The organism is Enterococcus sp. DIV1090, from assembly GCF_050537975.1.
Lineage (GTDB): Bacteria > Bacillota > Bacilli > Lactobacillales > Enterococcaceae > Enterococcus > Enterococcus faecalis.
In genome coordinates, this window is record NZ_CP172917.1 from 2,627,951 (window position 1) to 2,645,796 (window position 17,846).

At 35.8% G+C, this 17,846-nt stretch carries 15 protein-coding genes; 6 read left to right on the plus strand and 9 right to left on the minus strand.

The window, feature by feature from the left end; all coding sequences use genetic code 11:
- The first annotated feature begins 98 nt into the window (after nt 1-98).
- Entirely contained in the window at nt 99-995 is an 897-nt protein-coding gene (locus tag IGL48_RS12805; protein WP_002368434.1) for a YitT family protein, read from the plus strand.
- A 59-nt stretch (nt 996-1,054) separates the two neighbouring features.
- Here IGL48_RS12805 and IGL48_RS12810 read toward each other — a convergent pair whose 3' ends face one another.
- A complete protein-coding gene (locus IGL48_RS12810; RefSeq protein WP_002415662.1) occupies nt 1,055-1,921 on the minus strand; it encodes a helix-turn-helix domain-containing protein in 867 nt (288 codons plus the stop codon).
- A 193-nt stretch (nt 1,922-2,114) separates the two neighbouring features.
- Here IGL48_RS12810 and IGL48_RS12815 point away from each other — a divergent pair, with 193 nt between their 5' ends.
- The 5 genes from IGL48_RS12815 to IGL48_RS12835 all read left to right on the plus strand — a co-directional run bounded on the left by IGL48_RS12815 (nt 2,115) and on the right by IGL48_RS12835 (nt 6,896).
- Nucleotides 2,115-2,303 carry a hypothetical protein gene (locus IGL48_RS12815; protein WP_010777987.1) on the plus strand — a complete coding sequence of 63 codons (189 nt, stop codon included), beginning with the start codon at nt 2,115-2,117 and terminating at the stop codon, nt 2,301-2,303.
- Between the two features lie 78 nt (nt 2,304-2,381).
- Nucleotides 2,382-3,656: a radical SAM/SPASM domain-containing protein gene (locus IGL48_RS12820; RefSeq protein ID WP_010777988.1), complete on the plus strand. Its 1,275-nt coding sequence runs from the start codon at nt 2,382-2,384 to the stop codon at nt 3,654-3,656.
- The gene (locus IGL48_RS12825; protein ID WP_010777989.1) at nt 3,628-4,449 is read left to right on the plus strand and encodes a hypothetical protein; all 822 of its coding nucleotides are present in this window, start codon (nt 3,628-3,630) and stop codon (nt 4,447-4,449) included. Before IGL48_RS12820 ends, IGL48_RS12825 begins: the two co-directional genes overlap by 29 nt.
- A complete protein-coding gene (locus IGL48_RS12830) occupies nt 4,430-5,347 on the plus strand; it encodes a radical SAM protein (protein WP_010777990.1) in 918 nt (305 codons plus the stop codon). Before IGL48_RS12825 ends, IGL48_RS12830 begins: the two co-directional genes overlap by 20 nt.
- Nucleotides 5,340-6,896, plus strand: a complete 1,557-nt coding sequence (locus IGL48_RS12835; protein WP_010777991.1) for an ATP-binding cassette domain-containing protein — start codon at nt 5,340-5,342, stop codon at nt 6,894-6,896. Before IGL48_RS12830 ends, IGL48_RS12835 begins: the two co-directional genes overlap by 8 nt.
- A 108-nt stretch (nt 6,897-7,004) precedes the next feature.
- On the opposite strand, the gene IGL48_RS12840 is transcribed toward IGL48_RS12835, so the two are convergent.
- From IGL48_RS12840 to opp2C, 8 genes are all read right to left on the minus strand, one after another.
- Nucleotides 7,005-7,403: a VOC family protein gene (locus IGL48_RS12840; protein ID WP_002354951.1), complete on the minus strand. Its 399-nt coding sequence runs from the start codon at nt 7,401-7,403 to the stop codon at nt 7,005-7,007.
- Between the two features lie 119 nt (nt 7,404-7,522).
- A complete protein-coding gene (locus IGL48_RS12845; protein ID WP_010777992.1) occupies nt 7,523-8,008 on the minus strand; it encodes a cupin domain-containing protein in 486 nt (161 codons plus the stop codon).
- Between the two features lie 296 nt (nt 8,009-8,304).
- On the minus strand, nt 8,305-9,633 hold the full coding sequence (ftsY, locus tag IGL48_RS12850; protein ID WP_010777993.1) for a signal recognition particle-docking protein FtsY: 1,329 nt from the start codon (nt 9,631-9,633) through the stop codon (nt 8,305-8,307).
- Between the two features lie 2 nt (nt 9,634-9,635).
- Complete coding sequence (locus tag IGL48_RS12855) at nt 9,636-10,463, minus strand: Cof-type HAD-IIB family hydrolase (protein ID WP_002359053.1); 828 nt, start codon at nt 10,461-10,463, stop codon at nt 9,636-9,638.
- Nucleotides 10,464-10,487: 24 nt separating this feature from the next.
- Nucleotides 10,488-14,066 carry a chromosome segregation protein SMC gene (gene smc, locus IGL48_RS12860; protein WP_002361019.1) on the minus strand — a complete coding sequence of 1,193 codons (3,579 nt, stop codon included), beginning with the start codon at nt 14,064-14,066 and terminating at the stop codon, nt 10,488-10,490.
- Nucleotides 14,067-14,086: 20 nt separating this feature from the next.
- On the minus strand, nt 14,087-14,779 hold the full coding sequence (gene rnc / locus IGL48_RS12865; protein WP_010777995.1) for a ribonuclease III: 693 nt from the start codon (nt 14,777-14,779) through the stop codon (nt 14,087-14,089).
- Between the two features lie 329 nt (nt 14,780-15,108).
- Nucleotides 15,109-16,887 (minus strand): oligopeptide ABC transporter substrate-binding protein Opp2A, encoded by a 1,779-nt coding sequence (gene opp2A / locus IGL48_RS12870; protein ID WP_002395965.1) that lies wholly within the window; start codon nt 16,885-16,887, stop codon nt 15,109-15,111.
- A gap of 28 nt (nt 16,888-16,915) precedes the next feature.
- Nucleotides 16,916-17,839 carry an oligopeptide ABC transporter permease Opp2C gene (gene opp2C / locus IGL48_RS12875; protein WP_002365358.1) on the minus strand — a complete coding sequence of 308 codons (924 nt, stop codon included), beginning with the start codon at nt 17,837-17,839 and terminating at the stop codon, nt 16,916-16,918.
- Between the last annotated feature and the right edge of the window lie 7 nt (nt 17,840-17,846).

The window sequence follows — 17,846 nt, forward strand, 5'->3', positions numbered from 1 at the left end:
TTTAGAGTGTGGGACATGAGTCGATTAGGCTTGTCTCTCATGTTCTGTCTTTTTTTATGTCATCATTCACTAAACTAATAAATAATTGGAGGTATTTTATGAACAAATTTTTTACAGCCCAACGTTTAAAAGACACCGCCTATGTAACAGTCGGCGCATTCATTTTGGCCATTTCAATCAATGCGGTCTTATTGCCAAATAAACTTGTCGCAGGCGGAGCCAATGGCATTAGTATTGTTATTAATTATGTTTTCGGGATTAGTCCCGCCATTGTTCTTTACGCCATCAATATTCCTCTTTTAGTGCTTTGTTTCTTACTTCTTGGGAAAGAGGTCGGTGTCAAAACCATTTATGGCAGTCTTATTTATCCATTTTTTGTAGGAATTACTTCGGGGATGCCTGTTTTAACACATAATATTTTTCTAGCAGCATTATTTGGCGGTATTATTACAGGTGCTGGCCTAGGCTTGGTTTTCCGTGGCAATGCCTCAACTGGTGGGACAGCAATCATTTCACAAATTGTCAATAAATACTTCAAAGTTTCCTTAGGTATTGCTATTTTATTCGTCGATGGTTTAGTCATTTTATCAGCAATGTATGCTTTTAATGCAGATATTGTGTTATTCTCTTTAATTTGTTTATTTACAATTGGTCGTGTCGTTGACATGATTCAAGTTGGTCTGGTTCGCTCGAAGAATGTGATGATTATTTCACCAAAATATGTCGCTATTCAAGAACGCTTATTACGTGAACTAGATAAAGGTGTGACCTTGGTGCCAATCGAAGGCGGTTATCGAAGCGCGAAAGGCATGCTCTTAATGACTGTCATTCGTGAAAAAGATTTTCCCCGCTTAAAAGAAGCCATTCTTGATATTGATGAAGAAGCTTTTTTGATTTCAATGAGTGCGAGTGAAGTCTACGGAAAAGGATTTAGCTTGAAAAAAGTAGCTGATTCTTATGGTGTTGAAGCAACTAATGCCAATAATTTACAATAGTTTTTTGTAGGAAAAGAGCCGCAAAATCTGTAGAGATTTTGCGGCTCTTAATTTATACTCTATTGTTCAGTCATCTTAAAAAATTCGATTTCTTTATTCAGTTCTTCGATTAATTCGTTTTCATCGGTTAATGTTAAGATTTTCATTCCTCGCTCTATTAGTACGCTATTTTTTTCACAAATTCCCATTCTAACAAAATAAACGCCTAAAAAATCATATCGTTTTAAATCTAGTGCTAGTTGTTTCATTCGAAGCAAAACATTTTCACACTCAGCCATCTTACAATTTTTCAAATAAATGGTTGATAAATTAGTCAATATAGATATTTCAAGATCTTTAATTTTAGCATATGTACTGTATTTCTTTAAAGAATACAATAACTTATCGGATATGGCTTCGATTGTTTCAAGTGGGAAATAAAACAAAATACCATTAAGTAAGCGAATCTCATTATAATACCATACATCCATTTTCTCTAATCTAGTCCAAATTTGACTAATTAGCAGTTTCGATTTGCACACATTGCTACTCATTGATTCTAATTGGAAGGCTAACTGAGCTTTTAATAGCATCTGAATATCTTTGATATAATAATCATCCGTTATTTTTAAAAATTTTTCGCATCGTTTTAGCAAGTCCTTGATATTCACTTTGTCTGTATTATTTATTAAAGAATTGAATTCTTCAATGATACACTCTCTTTCCTGGGGCTGATAAACATTACATATATACTCGAACTCAGAAAAACTCATATTTATTTGTTGTAATAAATACTCCATAGTTTGATAACTGGGCATTATTTTACAATTTTCTAATTTGGATAAGGTTGTTCTGGATAATGCTTCATGACAAATTTTTTTCTGCGAAATACCTTTAGACTCTCTTACCTCCTTATAAACTTTCCCAAAATTCCATTTCACCACCATCACTCCTTTTTATAATACTTGTGACTAAAGTGTACAAACTGATTTTTTCTTAATTTTATTTGTTAACATAATTCTAATCAAAAATTCAGAAAAATACAAATATAGACTGGAGGTGATTATTATTTATATTAATTTTTATATTTTATGGTTTTTCTAATTTTTGATAAAAATTACACAATTAGGAGGACTCTTTATGAAAATCAAAACTAAAAAATACAACGTAGAAGTAAATCATGTACATGTGAACCAAAAAAACAATCTTTTTGGAACGTTAAAAATCACATCTATTAATCCTGCATTTGTCTCTGATACAAAAAAACCTACAGAAAATCATATTATTTGCGGCACATGTCATTGTAGCGCTTCAAACATACGCGCCTAATTTTTGAATGATACATTAAAAAACAAGAGTGGATAGTTTTTCCACTCTTGTTAAGTTATTATGCAAAGGAGTCGTTTTATGAAATTATATTTTAATAATGCTTTTTCTATTATTAAAGAAGACCAACACTATTTTTTATTTGAGAAAAAAGACCAAAAAAAGACCACTATTAATGAAGATATGTTTCATTTGCTTAATGAAATACAAAAATTAAACGGTATTGATTCAGATAAATATGTAGAAATTTCTTCTTTAATTATGGAACTTAAGGAAAAAAATATATTGACTTCCATTTCACAATTATCTTGCGATAATTTTTTTATAAAAAACTATTCAGTAGAGATGCTGTTTATAGAATTAAGTAAAAAATGTAATTTAAAATGTCAGCATTGCTATAATGAATCTTTATATTCTATAAAAGATACTCTAACTACTGCTGAGCTATTTAAACTTATTGATCAAGCCAAATCTTTAGGTATTTTTAAAGTTCAATTAACTGGTGGAGAACCTCTTCTTAGAAAGGACATAGTTGATATTTTGGAATATCTATTTAAATCAGGTTTTTCAATAAAAATATTTACTAATCTAACTCTTCTAAAAAATAAGCATCTTGCTTTAATAAAAAAATTTCATATTAGTATTGTTACAAGCTTAGATTTTTTAACAGATAAACAACATGATACATTTAGAGGAAAAGTAGGAGCCTTCAATACAACATTAAATTCTATCAAATTATTAAAAGAAGAAAGAGTTCCTGTCAGAGTGAATTCAATATTAGATGGAAAATCTAACATTGAAATTGAAGACTTCGTTAATTTTTTAAAACAAGAACTTACAGTTGATTATTTGATGGATATTATAATTCCTACAGGTAGAGCTGATTGTGTCGACATTAAAGAGTTTTACAGATTAGTTGAAGCTTATAAAGTTATTGCAGTCGATCAACAAACTAGTTCTACTCAATTTACATTTGAAAATGAATGCAACATTTCAAAAAATTGTATCTATGCTAATGACTGTGGCATACAAAAGAGTTTTTTATTTATCGATCATTTAGGCAATGTGGGTATTTGTCCCTCATTACGCATAGATCATTCATCTATGTTTTGTTTAGGAAATATCTTACACACTCCCTTGGAAAAAATGTGTGCCTTAATGGAAACTAAAAAAAATGATATAGAATGCCGTCATAAAAAAAGTTGTGCCTTTTTTAAAAATTGTCATGGAGGATGTCGCTCAAGAGCGTATCATTTTTCTAATGGAGATATCAATTCCGTAGACCCTGTGATGTGTAATCTATTTGATATATTGGAGGAGCATATTGATGAAGTACACAAATTTAGAATTCCCTAGCATAACGCTAGCTTCTGGTTTATCAGAAGCCAACGTATTAAATATTATTCAGCAAGCATTAGAGCTCAATATTCAAACAATTGTTTTAACCGAGCCTTCTCAAAATTTAGTCTCTACACTACAAACTAAATTTCCATCCGTAAATTTTAATAAGTTGTTCAATCGTTTTATTTGTGATGAATCTCCACTACCAAAAATTTTCCAGTGTTCCTACCGAAGCATTTCTCTATCCTCGTTGAACAAACTGAACAGTTTAAGAGACATTTTGTTTTATAATATTGAAATTGATAAAAGCTTCAGCAAAAGTAAACTTATTAAAGCATTGGATATTTCAAAAAGTTTCAATGGTTATACAATATGTAATCCAATCATCTGTCCTGATATAGATAGTCCGTTGAATATATATGATAGTGTTATTCATTTAATTTGTAATCACTCTAATAAATACTTATTACTTGAAAAAAAACATTTAAAAACAAGTTTAATTCAAAATCATCCCTGCAATGTACATGCATGTTCCGGTAACTCCTGTCATGAAAAAAAATCTGGATTACCTACACAACTTTTCATAGATAACAAGTTACAATTATATGCTGATAATGAAATTTTTTTAGGTGAATTAACTGACAACCTTTTATATGAGATACTTTTGGACAAGAAAGAATATTATTTAAGTATGTTGAAATCAGTCTATTCTACTTATGTATTAAATCATTCTTACAATTATTTTCCTTTAGCGTATTATATACATTTACTACACGGGGAGGGATTTTTTGAAAAAAAGACATGCTAATATTATGTTAACTGATAATTGTAATCTAAATTGTTCATTTTGTTATGCAACAGATTCTGAAGTCTCCCATCAAAGCATTCCTTTTGCACATTGTAAAAACATCTTACTTTCTTTAAAAATTCAGGGATGTAACTCTATATCTTTCACTGGTGGGGAACCCCTTCTTTATCAATATAGTAAAGAAATATTCTATACTGCTAAACATTTAGGGTTTCATACTACGTTATACACAAATGGAACTATTATAGATGAAAATCTTCTGGATTCAAATGTAATTGATTCTTTTATAATTAGTGTAGATGGTCCCTCGGCTATTCACGATATTTTAAGAAAAAGGCGAGGCAGCTATAAATCAACTATACAAAATATTAATAAAATAATTAAAAAAAACATACCTTTAACCCTAGCTACTACTGTGTCTAGTCAAAATTTTGAAACTTTAGATGAGCTTTCTGTTTTGATAAAAAAAATAAAACCAAATTTTTGGAGAATTAATTCTTGCCTGCCTATAGGAAAAGCATTAAACAATATTCTGTTCGCCAATGCAAATAATATTTATAAAAAAATCGTTACTTACTCTTTAGATAAGGACCTTCCTTTAATAATTACAGATTTACATTCCGTAAAATCACTAAAAATTGATTATCAGAAACAAATAGATAACTTCTTTTCATCTATTTGGATATCTCCTGACACATCAATTTCACTCTATCCAAGGTCATTAGGTGCAAAAACTATCTGTTTGACATTAGAAAATTTAACTCTCCTTGATTATTTGTATAAGGAGATTTCTCAAGACTTTGATTCTTATTTAAAACAAACAGAAGAAAAGATAATAAATCCATATTTTATATTAGAAAAATTATTCATAGAAAGGACATCCCACCTCGATGCTTAAATTTTTATTCAGTAAAAATCGAAAGTTATTCCTTGCTACATTTCTGATGACATTACTTTTCGCTACCTACAAACCGATTTTTTCGCTACTGATTTTATTCGACTCAAATTATATTAAACAAGAACAAACTTTCCCTTTTTACATCTTAGTTTGTATCAACTTAGGAATTCTATTTAGTCTTGTTTTAATTAATTTAGGATCACAAATTGTTCAACAACATTTTTTTGCCAGTTCTTTAAAAAAAATGAATAATCAAATGTACCAAGCTTTGATTCGGTTACCGCTGGCTACTTTAATAAAAAAATATCCTACAGAAAAAGTTGTTAAAATAATGACGATTGACAATCCTTTTGTGATAAAAAAATATCTAGGTGCGCTAATTAGTTTGATTTATTTTATTTGTTCATTTTCTCTAGGTTCGCTATTAATTCTAACAATTAATTGGCATATTTGGCTCTATTTATTAGCCTTAACGTTGATTTCTTTTTTTACAACGAAACATTTTGTCAAAAAAATCGCTATATATCAAAAAAAATTTAATGATTCACAAGCTAATATTGTACAAACATTGCAAGATATTTTTGAAGACTTAGCAGTATTAAAAATTTTTTCTATTGGCAAACATCTCTTTCCTCGTTTTTCTCAAAAAAACAAAGAAGCTGAAAAACATTTTTTCAAGAATAATTTTTTCCAATCAACGATAACAGTTATTAATGATACTTGTGGGTGGTTTATTCAAATTGGTTTGTTATTAATAGGTATTTTTTTAATTCGCCAGCAAGAATTGACTTTTCCCGAACTATTAGCGATAACACAATCTGTCGAAACAATTACTACTCCTATTTTTTGGCTCTCAACTGTATTAACAGAACTTTATTCTACAAAAGAGATTCGCAAAGTTAATGATGTCTTGCTTTCCACCGAACCTAAACTTCTTCATTCTTCTATAGTTCCCAAAACAATTTTATTTAATAATGTTTTGATTACTTATGAAGAAAAAAATATTGGTCCGATTAATTTAGAATTATATTCAGGAAAAAAGTATATAATCATTGGTAAAAACGGAAGTGGAAAATCATCTTTCCTAAAATTATTGACACAAGAGATAAATCAGTATCAAGGAAAAATATTATTGAATCAACAACAAGAATTACGCACAGTCGACTTCTCGACAATGATTGGCTATGTTTCCCAAAAAGCCAAGCTTTATGATGGGACAGTCGCAGAAAATATTACTTCTTTCAATAAACCTAATAAAGAGAAGTTACATGAAATTGGTAAAAAAGTTTTTGGTGCCAATTTTGAAATAATTTCCAATCAATCTACTGCCACAATCAGTGGTGGTGAGGCTATGTTAGTTTCCTTGGCTCGGGCGCTATATGAAAATCGTCCATTTTTATTGGTAGATGAACCAACTTCTTCAACAGATAAAGAAAATACTGAAAAAGTTTTATCCCTATTAGCTGAAAGTTCTAAAACAGTCCTTGCTGTTCTTCATCATGTAAACAATGATATTTCTAGTAAATTTGATGAAGTAATTCAAATGTAAAAGAATATACACCATTTTCAAAGTTAGACTTTTTAATCTAAGTTTGAAGAATGGCGTATATTTTTGTTTGGTTATAATATTTTTTCTGTAGAGATTTTGCGGCTCTTTTTACATCTTCATCCAGACAGGTTCTAAGCTATTGCCATCCAAATCTTGCACTTCTAAGCCATACATTTGCTCTTCTGGTATTCCCATATCAACTCGGTAGCAGTTGCCTCCGTTAGCTTTGGCGGTTTCGCCAAACTGTTTTACGGCTTCGGCACTCTCTAAACTAAAGGAAATTAATGCCCCACTGGTTGTTTGCGCATCAATAATTTGCTTTTCTTGGATAAATTTTCCATAAAAGTCATGGTTCAACAACATAATCCAAAATTGATCATCCCACATCATCGAACTAGCTTCCTCTGTTGAAAATTCCTCGTTCTTTTTGAATCCAAGTTTTTCATAAAAGGCTGTAGAACGTTGGACATCCGCTACTGGGAAGTTAACAAAAACCATTGTGCCCATGTGATTCATCCCTTTCTTTTAATCATCTACGACAGCTAACTGTGCGTTGCGACAAAATCAACAAGCTTGTTTGATTTATACTAGCATATTCATAAAAGAAATGTTACTAAAACGTTTTCTTAAGGTAATTCTCGATAAGCCAAGTGCTGAATGATTTCACTATGTTGTGGATAATCGTTTAACAATTCCGCTTGAGTAAATAACTCGAAGTCTTCAAACTCAAAGCCTGGTGTAACCACACAACTGACTAACGCAAATCCTGCCGCTACTGTAGAGCCAAAGATTGTGCCGGCAGGAACTGAGAACGAAAGCTGTTGTCCTTGAACTAAGTCTTTCCCTAACTGAACAGCTTGATACGTTCCATCAGGAAAAATACAGTGAACGGTTAACGGCTGACCATCGTGAAAAAACCATAATTCATCCGCTTTTAAACGATGAAAATGTGACGGACTTTCTGTATTTAATAGAAACAAAATCGCTGTATGCAACGCCCGTTCGCCTCGTTTGGTCGGAATCAATTGTTCACTTTTATTGGTTTGTTTAAAATAACCGCCCTCAGGATGCGCTTCTAATCCTAACTTCTCAATCCACATTTGTTCTGTCATCTTCTCCCTCACTCCTTCATTTTTTCAGAAACAATTTAGGAAGAACTTAGAACATCCGTCCCAATCCTAAAATAAACGGCGGGACAGGAGGTCGGGACAGAACCGTTTAGCTCCGAGAAATAAGAAGAAATTTCCGAAAATTGCTCTTTAATTTTTGGAGAATTTCGACTTATTTCCGAAGGAGTTGGTTCTGTTCCCGCCGTTTATCAGGTTTTGAGCCTGGGACAAAAATCCAAAGTGATTTTTGTCCCAGGCTCCTGTCCCACGTTCTTCCCAAACCTGTTTATTTTCTACAACTAAACATCTTTTAATAAGCCTTTAAATAAGCCCATTGCGAAATCGTTGGCATTAAATGGTTCTAAATCGTTAATGCCTTCACCTAGACCAACTAATTTCACTGGCAAGTGTAATTCATTCCGAATAGCAATGACAATACCACCTTTGGCTGTTCCGTCTAGTTTGGTTAAAACTAAACCAGTGACATCGGTTGTTTCTTTGAACTGTTTGGCTTGTGTCATCGCATTTTGCCCAGTAGTTGCGTCCACGACTAAGAGAACTTCGTGAGGCGCATCTGGAATTTCTCGTTGGATGACTCGTTTGATTTTTTCTAATTCTTTCATTAAGTTGACTTTATTTTGTAAACGACCTGCTGTATCCACTAGCAAAACATCGGCCTGTTCTGCCTTGGCACGTTCCACTGCATCGAAAACGACCGCTGCTGGGTCGCCGCCAGCATTCCCACGTACAACTTCAACGCCAGCCCGTTCGCCCCAAACAACTAATTGATCGATGGCGCCCGCTCGGAACGTATCGGCAGCTGCCATTAAAACTTTCTTTCCTTCCAACTTGTATTGATGGGCTAATTTACCAATGCTGGTTGTTTTACCGACTCCATTAACACCGACAAATAAAATCACGGTTAAGCCATTTGGCTGTAAGTTAATCGCATTATTTTCATTAATTCCTGCTTCTTCATACAAATCAACCATTTTTTCAATGATGGTATTTTGAACTTGAGCTGGTTTTTTCACATTTCGCAGTTTCACTTCTTGTCGCAAGGCTTCTGTAATTTTTAAGGATGTATCAAAGCCTACATCTGCACCAATTAACGTTTCTTCTAATTCTTCAAAGAAATCTTCATCGACGCTTCGGAAATTAGCAAACAATTCGTTCAACCGTTGACCAAATGTTTTACGCGTTTTTTCCAAGCCTTTTTCATATTTTTCTTGGACCTGCTCTTCTTTTGACTCTTCAATTTCTTCTGAAACCTGCGTGTCTGTTGTTTCTGCCAAAGGAGTCACGACGTTATTTTCTTCCTCAGGCGCTTCCACAACAACTTCTTGTGTTTCCTCTGTCAGGATTTCTTCTGGCTCTTCATCTAACGCTTCTTCTACATCAGCTAATTTTTCCATTTCAGCGTTATCTGTTAAATCGGCTGTTTCTGTGACTTCTTCCGCTGTCGTTTCTGGCGTTATTTGCGCCTCTTCTGCTGCGGTTTCTTTTGATTCAGCAGGCGCTGATTCATCACTAGGTGTTTCGTCTACTGTTTCTTCAATTATCTCTTGTTTTTCTTCTTCCTTTTTTTCAGCGGAAAAAGCTTTTTTAATTTTATCAAAAAATCCCATTCTTATTGGCCTCCTTCCAACGGCGTTAAAATATATTTTTCGACCGCTTTGGCAACGCCATCTTGGTCATTCGTGTCTGTGACGACATCTGCGGCTTCTTTAACTAATGGAATCGCATTTGCCATGGCGACACCTAAGCCAGCGTATTCGATCATCGGTAAATCGTTTTCTTCGTCCCCTAGGGTCATGATTTCTTCTGCACGGATTCCTAAATCTTTGGCTAACAAGGAAATACCATAGGCTTTCGTAATCCCTTTTGGCATAAATTCTAATAAGTTATTTCGCGTTTTAATAATTTCAAAGCGCTCATAAAAAGAGGCTGGAATTTCCTTGATGCGTTCATTTAAATACGCTTCATCAATCGCAACAACAACTTTATTATAAATTCGATTCGGGGTTAACTCTTCTAATTTGTAGGACTCAAAGGTTAATAATTTGTTTAGAGAACTATAAATTGAAGGATAATTTGGGGCAGAAGGCAGTTGCATCACGACCTCATCGGATAAGACATCAAACGGCATATTGAGTGTGGTTGCTAATTGGTACAGCTCATGAATCGCTTCCAAGGGCATCAATGTTTTCTCAATAATGGCCCCTGTATCATTTTTTTGAACCAACCCGCCGTTAAAAGTAATGCTATAATCGCCTTCATCTTGTAAACCTAATTCTTCTAAGTAAGGACCAATGGCTGCCAAAGGTCGACCTGTGCAGATAACAACTTTCACGCCTGCTTGTTTCGCAGCCATCAGTGCTTGTTTATTCCGTAAAGAAATCTCTTTTTGGCTATTTAATAATGTTCCATCTAAATCAATAGCAACTAATTTTATCAAACGTTCGCTCCTCCTTGCTTCTGGCTAATTGCTTTTTTCAATTGCGCCACCTTCTTTGACCTCTTCCAAGCGAACTGAAACGATTTTTGAAACCCCAGATTCTTGCATAGTCACGCCATATAAAACATCTGCGGCTTCCATTGTCCCTTTACGATGCGTCACCACAATAAACTGTGTGCCATCTTCAAATTCGCTTAAATAATGGCCAAAACGAGCAACGTTGGCTTCATCTAAAGCTGCTTCTACTTCATCTAAAATACAGAACGGAACTGGTCGAACACGAATAATTGAAAAGAGTAATGCAATCGCCGTTAATGCTCGTTCGCCTCCAGACAACAAGCTTAAATGTTGTAATTTTTTCCCTGGTGGTTGCGCCTCAATCTCAATCCCTGTATTCAAGAGATCCTCTGGGTTGGTTAGCACCAGTTCTGCCCGTCCGCCACCAAACATATTAGGAAATACCACTTTGAACTGGCCACGAATTGCTTCAAAGACTTCTTTAAACCGTTCTTTCACTTCTTGGTCCATTTCATCCATGGTTTCAAATAATTGTTCTTTCGCATTTAATAAATCATCTCGTTGACTGACTAAAAATTGATGGCGCTCATCGACTTGTTCAAATTGCTCGATGGCACTTAAGTTAACAGGTCCTAACCGCTCAATTTCTTGTTTTAGGCGTTTCACTGTTTGCTGCGCTTGCGCCAAATCATCGATTGGGAAATACGCTTCATAGGCAGCTTCAAAGGTTAAGCTGTATTCTTCCTGTAAGTAACTTAATGAGCTATCTAATTGCATTTCTGCACGATTTTTTAGGACTTCGATTTGTGTTTTATCTGCTAAATACTGTTGTTGGCGTTTGTTTTCTTCCGCTAATTTTGTATCTAACTCGTCTACTTCTTCTTGCAACGCTTGTCGTTGACTACGTGCCGTTTGTAAAGACGTTTGCAACGCTGTTTGTTTCTCCGCTAATTGCGCGACTTGTGCCGCTAAGCCTTCTTCGGTTAACTGGTGATCGCTAGAATGGCTACTTAATTGTTGTAGCTGTTGACGGATGGCCGTTTCTCGAATCAACAATTCGTCCAATTGTTCTTGTTTGTCTTGTTTTTGACGAGCAAAATGGGCACATTGTTCCGCCGCTACTGCTTGTTCTGCTTGAACTGTCGTCAAGCGTTCTTGCGCTTGGGCTTTAAAGGTTTCCATTTGGCTAGCTTCTTGTTCCACTTGTTTCATTTCAGCATCTAAACGTTCTTTCGTTGCCGTTAAGTTTGCTTGTTGCTCTGTCAATGTGGCTTTTTTCGTTTGATATTCGGTTAAGAATTGATGCAATTCACGTGATTCATATTCAAACAAGCGTTTTTCTTTTGTTAAACGAGTAATCGTTTCTGTTTGATTGGCTAATTTATTGTCAATTTCTTGTTGTTTTAAACGATTTTGTTCACCAGCAGAGCGCAACATTTCTGCACGTTCCGTGGCTGTTTTCACTTCTTGCGAGAGCGCTTGGACTTCTTGTTCTACACTTCTTAGTTGTGTTTCTAATTGAGTCATTTGTTCAGTAATTGTTTGAAGTTCTTGCGCTTGTGAAAATAGGCTTCCTTGGTTGCCACGTTTATTGGCTCCCCCAGTCATCGAACCGCCAGGATTCATCACATCGCCTTCCAATGAGACAACGCGATATTGGTAATTGACTAATTTTGCTAACTGGTTGGCACTCGTTAAATCTGCCGCTAAAATCGTGACGCCTAAGAGATTTTGAATAACGGTTTGTACTTGTTCTGGATAACGAACTAATTCACTGGCAATCCCCACGAAGCCCGGTGCACCAGCCAAACGATTCTGAACCATCGCCGATACAGAGCGCGGCTTAATGGTAGTCAATGGTAAAAAGGTTGCTCGGCCACTGTGTTGTTGTTTTAAGAAGGTGATGCCTGCTCGACCATCTTTCTCATTTTCCACAACAATATGTTGCGCCGCACCACCTAAGGCCGTTTCAATCGCCAACGTATATTCTTTAGGCACTTCAATTAACTCAGCCACTGCGCCAACAATCCCAGTTAGTTGGTTTTTGTGACGCAATACAGCTTTCACGCCTTGATAGAAGCCAGCGTAATTTTCTTGAATTTCTTGCAAACTTTTTTGGCGTGCCTTCGCTTGTTGCACTTGATTCATCGCTTGGTACATATCATTTTGACGCTGTGCTAATCGTTCACGTTTGGCTTCAAGCGTTGCTTTCAACGCAGTGTATTCTTCCAGCTGTTCTTGTAAGCCTTGTTTTGCAACTTTTTGCTCTTTTTCTAGCGTCTCTTTCATTGCGAGAGCTTCAACCATCTGTTCTTCTAGCGCTTCGTGTTTTGCTAGCGATTGTTGATTTTTAGCTGTTTCTTGTTGATATTGTCGTTCTAAATATTTTAAGTCATTGGCTGTATTGGCTTGTTCTTGCATGACTTCCACATACTGGCTGCGCAATTCCTCCATCAATTCTTTAGAAGACTTACTATATTTTTCCACATCTTTCGTTGCCAAAGCCAATGCTTCTTTTAACGTCTGACGTTGTGCCGTTTTTTCTGCGATTGCTGTTTCCAGCGTCTGCAATTCTTCTCGATAACGAACAATTTTTTCGGCCGTTTCTGCCAATGTCTCTTCGTATTCGCTTGCCGTTTGGGAGGTGTGTTTGGAACGTTCAATTAAAACATTTTTTTGTCCTTCTGCTTGTTTCAACGCTTCTGTCACTTGTAATAATTGTTGTTGTTCCGTTTCAATTTGTTCATCTAAACGATTGCGCTTGCTGCGTAAACGTACCAATTTGCCTTCTAAGTCATGGACTTGCTTACTTGCGCCGGCTAACTTTTCTTCAATGGCTGTTAATTCTTGCGTTTTCGTTTCCCAAATAGCTTTTGCTTCTTGAATTTCGGTCACAGTTAAATTGACATCAATTTCGGTAAGTTCTTCTTTCAAAGCTAAATACTTTTTAGCCGCATCTGCTTGGGCGGCTAGAGGAACTAATTGGTCTTCCAACTCGTAAATGATATCTTGGACACGGCTTAAGTTGTCCTCAGTTTCGAAAAGCTTTTGTTCAGCCTTTTTCTTCCGTTGTTTGTATTTTAAAACGCCCGCTGCTTCTTCAAAGATCCCACGACGGTCTTCAGGTTTACTATTAAAAATCGCTTCAACTTTCCCTTGTGAAATAATTGAAAAAGATTCTTTGCCTAACCCTGAATCCATAAATAAATCTTGAATGTCTTTTAAACGGCACGCTTGTTTATTAATAAAAAAGTCACTTTCGCCCGTTCGTTTTAAACGACGGGTGACACTAATCTCACTATAATCCAATGCTAAATAATGGTCGCTGTTGTCTAACGTCACGGTAACTTCCGCAATATTTAGCGGCTTACGACCTTCCGAACCGGCAAAGATAATGTCGTTCATTTTGCCACCGCGAAGGTTTTTCGCAGATTGTTCACCTAATACCCAGCGAACAGCTTCCGTGATATTACTTTTCCCACTTCCATTCGGACCAACCACTGCTGTCACATCATCTTCAAATTCAATAATGGTTTTATCTGCAAATGATTTAAATCCTGTAATTTCAATTCGTTTTAAATACACGAATATTGCTCCTTCCAGCCTTACTGAGGAATACTTTTCAGTGCCCGCTCAGCGGCATCCTGTTCAGCTAACTTCTTCGATTTTCCTTGGCCTAACCCAATGAGTTCACCATTCATGTAAACTTCAGTGAAAAAGGTGCGGTCATGAGCAGGGCCTTCTTCTTTAATTAAGCGATATTCAATTGAAACATCGCCTTTGCGTTGTAAAACTTCTTGTAATTGTGTTTTGTGATCCATCTCATGTGAAAAAGCACCGGCATCAATTTTCGGAAAAATAACGTCTTCAATAAATTTCTTGGCTGCGCCAAATTTTTGGTCTAAGTAGAGGGCACCTAAAAAGGCTTCAAATAAGTCACATAATAATGATGCACGTGTTCGTCCGCCCGATGCTTCTTCTCCTTTACCTAATAAAATGTAGTTGTCGAAGTGACATTCTTTCGCAAATTTGGCTAAACTATCTTCCCGAACGATGGCTGCGCGCATCTTCGTTAATTTTCCTTCTGGAAGTTCTGGGAATTTTAAATACAAATATTGTGAAACAATTAATTCTAAAACTGCATCTCCTAAAAATTCAAGACGTTCATTATCGGATAATTTTAAATAGCGATGCTCATTCACATAGGATGAATGAGTAAAAGCTTGCTCTAATAGATTGACATCATGGAAAACAATGCCGTAACGTTCTTTTAACTCTGTTGTTAACTGATTGTCCATTCTCCACATTCCTTTACATTTATTTACACCTTGTTTCATTATACTTTTTTTTTCACTTTTTTTAAATGGTTCTATTCAGAAAAAGCCTGTTATTCACTGTGTTCTCATTATTTTTTAGAAAAAAATAAATAAATAGAGCTATGACTGAGATAAAAGCGTTTGTTTACGTAAGAGATAGAAAGAGCGTGGGACAAAAATCACTTTGGATTTTTGCGCCACGCTCAAAAACTGATAAACGGCGGGAACAGAAGCAACTCCTCCTTATTTCTCGGAGTTAAACACTTCTGTCCCGACCTCGTTCTATCTCTATTAAATCAGCGGAACGTTGTTTAACGTTTTTCCGCAGTGACACCCACCGTTGCCCATGGATTATCTTTCGTATCAACTGCCCAAGTAAAGTCAACTACACGGTCGTTGACAGGCAAGACTTCATTTCTGTAAAGCGTTGGGATTACAAACGCTTCATCAATGGCATACTCTTGCCAATCGTAGAAGGCTTTTTTACGTTTTTCTTCATCAAATGATGCTTTTGAATCAATCGCATCAAGTAATTTAGTATTTTCTTCTGACTCAAAACGTGTATAGTTAAAGGCTGAGTTTGGACCATATAAGCCGGTTGGTGAAGGATCTGAACCTGTGCCCCACGCGCCTTGATAGATATCTACTTCTGGGTCATCATTTTTCAATTTATCATAGAAGGCTTGGAAATCAATTAAGCGTCCTGTTGTATACGTTACGTTTAAGCCAATTTCTTTCCATTGTTGGACATAGTAATCAGCAAGTGGTTGTGCAGTTTCGCCGCCTGACATTGAAGCAAACTTGATTTCTAGTGGTTTGCCTTCTTTGTCTTCGCGAATGCCATCGCCGTCTACGTCTTTATAACCAGCATCGTCTAATAATTTTTTCGCTTTGTCTAAATCAAGCGTATAGCCTTTCGCTTCGCTATCATGCAAGCTCTTGAAGACTGGTGGGATTAACGTTGTTGCCCCTGTTCGTAAGCCGTTGTAGAATTTTTGGCCGACTGCATCATTGTCAATTGCATAGCCCATGGCTTGACGTAAGCTTTTATCTGCCATTTTAGCTTTTGGATTGTATTTCACTGTATTGGTTTCTTTGTCAAACGTACCCATTTTAAAGCCAATATACGTGTAGGCTTGTTCGGGACGTCCTAAGATTTGATACCCTTCAGTATCTTTGTATGTTGGATACGTATCTGTTGGCATTGATAATGCAATATCGTATTGTTTCGCTTTCATCGCTTCTACAATGCTCGCAGAAGGAACAGATTTGAACACTAATTTATCTAATTTAGGTTTGCCACCGTAGTAATACTCATTTGGTAGGTATTCAACAGATTCACCTGTCACAATATTACTCATGTAGTATGGTCCAATAGTCACAGGGTTTTTACGAACTGCATCGCTTGACTCCATGTCTTTGACAGCAATTCCTTCAAAGGCATGTTTTGGTAAAACTGAACCCCAAACACCGCCACCTAATTGTTGCATTCCTGGGTGAACTTCTTTATAAGTGATTTTAACTTCTTTATCATTGACTTTTTCTATGCCAGAAATGGTTGGCGATTTACCAGCATGGTAGTCTTCCATACCAACAATATTCGTAAAGTTATCATCATAACGAATCCCTGTATAGTCTTTATGACCAATGACTTCATAAGAGAAAATCACGTCATCTGCCGTCACATCTTTACCGTCAGACCATTTCAAATTGTCACGTAATTTAATGGTTGCTGTATTGGCATCTTCATCTAATTTCAGATCCGCAGGACCCCCATCGACAATCTTAAAGTCTGCATCATTGTTAAATAATGGCTGTACCGTTGGAAGCATGTATTGTGCATCATAGTTGTCTTGATAAAATTCTTGCTGGAAAAGTCCTTGGAATTGTGTATCCATAACTACAGCGACATCTAATGTCCCGCCATCAATTGCTTTTTTATCATTTTTAACAGCGATTGGCATTTTTGAAATGTCTTCTGTTTCCGTTGCTTTATTGCCCCCGCCTTTATTGCCGCCACCACATGCAGCTAACCCGAATACTAACACAGAAGCTAACGTGATTGCACCTAAAATCCGTTTCTTGTTCATCTCTTTTCCTCCCTCATTTTTTGGCTAATTAGCCTAATCGTTGTCGTGCATCTGCTGAGCGCTTAAATGCTTGTCCAACATAGTTTATACTTAACATCAAGACTAAAATTAGAATTGATGCAGGTAACCAAACCCATTGTTTATTGACTAATACATCCCCACTGCTGGCGTAGCCAATTAAGGTTCCTAAACTTGGGACACTTTGTGGTAACCCGAAGCCTAAGAAAGTTAACGTTGTTTCGATCCCGATATTGGCCGCGAAATTAATCGTTAAGTTCGTAATAATTAATGAACTTAAATTCGGCATAATTTCTCGAAACATAATTTTAAAATCGCTTGTTCCCATTGTCTTAGAGGCACTAACGTAATCTCGGCGCCCTTCAGATAACGTTTTACTGCGGAACAACCGCGCTTTTCCAACCCAATAAAACGCACACATAATCCAAATAAAGGACCAGATACTATATTTAGGAATCACGGAAACGAACACAATAATAATTAACATAATTGGCAAAATCATAATAAAATCCACGATACGCATCAAAATATTATCAATCATGCCTCCATAATAACCGGAAATAATCCCTAAACCGACCCCGATAATAGACGTAATAATCGTAATGGCAAAACCGATTAAAATCGAGTTCCTAGCCCCGATAATCAATTGTCCTAAAACATCACGACCCCCTTCATCGGCACCTAAAATGAACTTGGTGCCATTCATTGTAACGGTACCTGGTTCCGCATACTTATCTAAAATACTTACATGCATAACGGCACTTTGGTCTAACACTAACGAACCGATAAAAACGGCTAATAAGATAATGACCAAAAGGATTAAAGAAAACATCGCCATTTTTTCTTTGACGAATTCTCGCGCAATCATCCGAAAGCCCATTGGTGGAATACTTTCTTGTAAGACTTCTTCTCTTTTTTCTTCTGTCAATTCCATTTTTATC

What these genes read in the sequence shown, in the direction of transcription:
- IGL48_RS12825 (WP_010777989.1), top strand. Translation starts at nt 3,628, where the DNA reads ATGAAGTACACAAATTTAGAATTCCCTAGCATAACGCTAGCTTCTGGT.
- rnc (WP_010777995.1), bottom strand. Translation starts at nt 14,779, where the DNA reads ATGGACAATCAGTTAACAACAGAGTTAAAAGAACGTTACGGCATTGTT.
- IGL48_RS12815 (WP_010777987.1), top strand. Translation starts at nt 2,115, where the DNA reads ATGAAAATCAAAACTAAAAAATACAACGTAGAAGTAAATCATGTACAT.
- IGL48_RS12840 (WP_002354951.1), bottom strand. Translation starts at nt 7,403, where the DNA reads ATGGGCACAATGGTTTTTGTTAACTTCCCAGTAGCGGATGTCCAACGT.
- opp2A (WP_002395965.1), bottom strand. Translation starts at nt 16,887, where the DNA reads ATGAACAAGAAACGGATTTTAGGTGCAATCACGTTAGCTTCTGTGTTA.
- opp2C (WP_002365358.1), bottom strand. Translation starts at nt 17,839, where the DNA reads ATGGAATTGACAGAAGAAAAAAGAGAAGAAGTCTTACAAGAAAGTATT.
- ftsY (WP_010777993.1), bottom strand. Translation starts at nt 9,633, where the DNA reads ATGGGATTTTTTGATAAAATTAAAAAAGCTTTTTCCGCTGAAAAAAAG.
- IGL48_RS12820 (WP_010777988.1), top strand. Translation starts at nt 2,382, where the DNA reads ATGAAATTATATTTTAATAATGCTTTTTCTATTATTAAAGAAGACCAA.
- IGL48_RS12835 (WP_010777991.1), top strand. Translation starts at nt 5,340, where the DNA reads ATGCTTAAATTTTTATTCAGTAAAAATCGAAAGTTATTCCTTGCTACA.
- IGL48_RS12810 (WP_002415662.1), bottom strand. Translation starts at nt 1,921, where the DNA reads ATGGTGGTGAAATGGAATTTTGGGAAAGTTTATAAGGAGGTAAGAGAG.
- IGL48_RS12805 (WP_002368434.1), top strand. Translation starts at nt 99, where the DNA reads ATGAACAAATTTTTTACAGCCCAACGTTTAAAAGACACCGCCTATGTA.
- IGL48_RS12845 (WP_010777992.1), bottom strand. Translation starts at nt 8,008, where the DNA reads ATGACAGAACAAATGTGGATTGAGAAGTTAGGATTAGAAGCGCATCCT.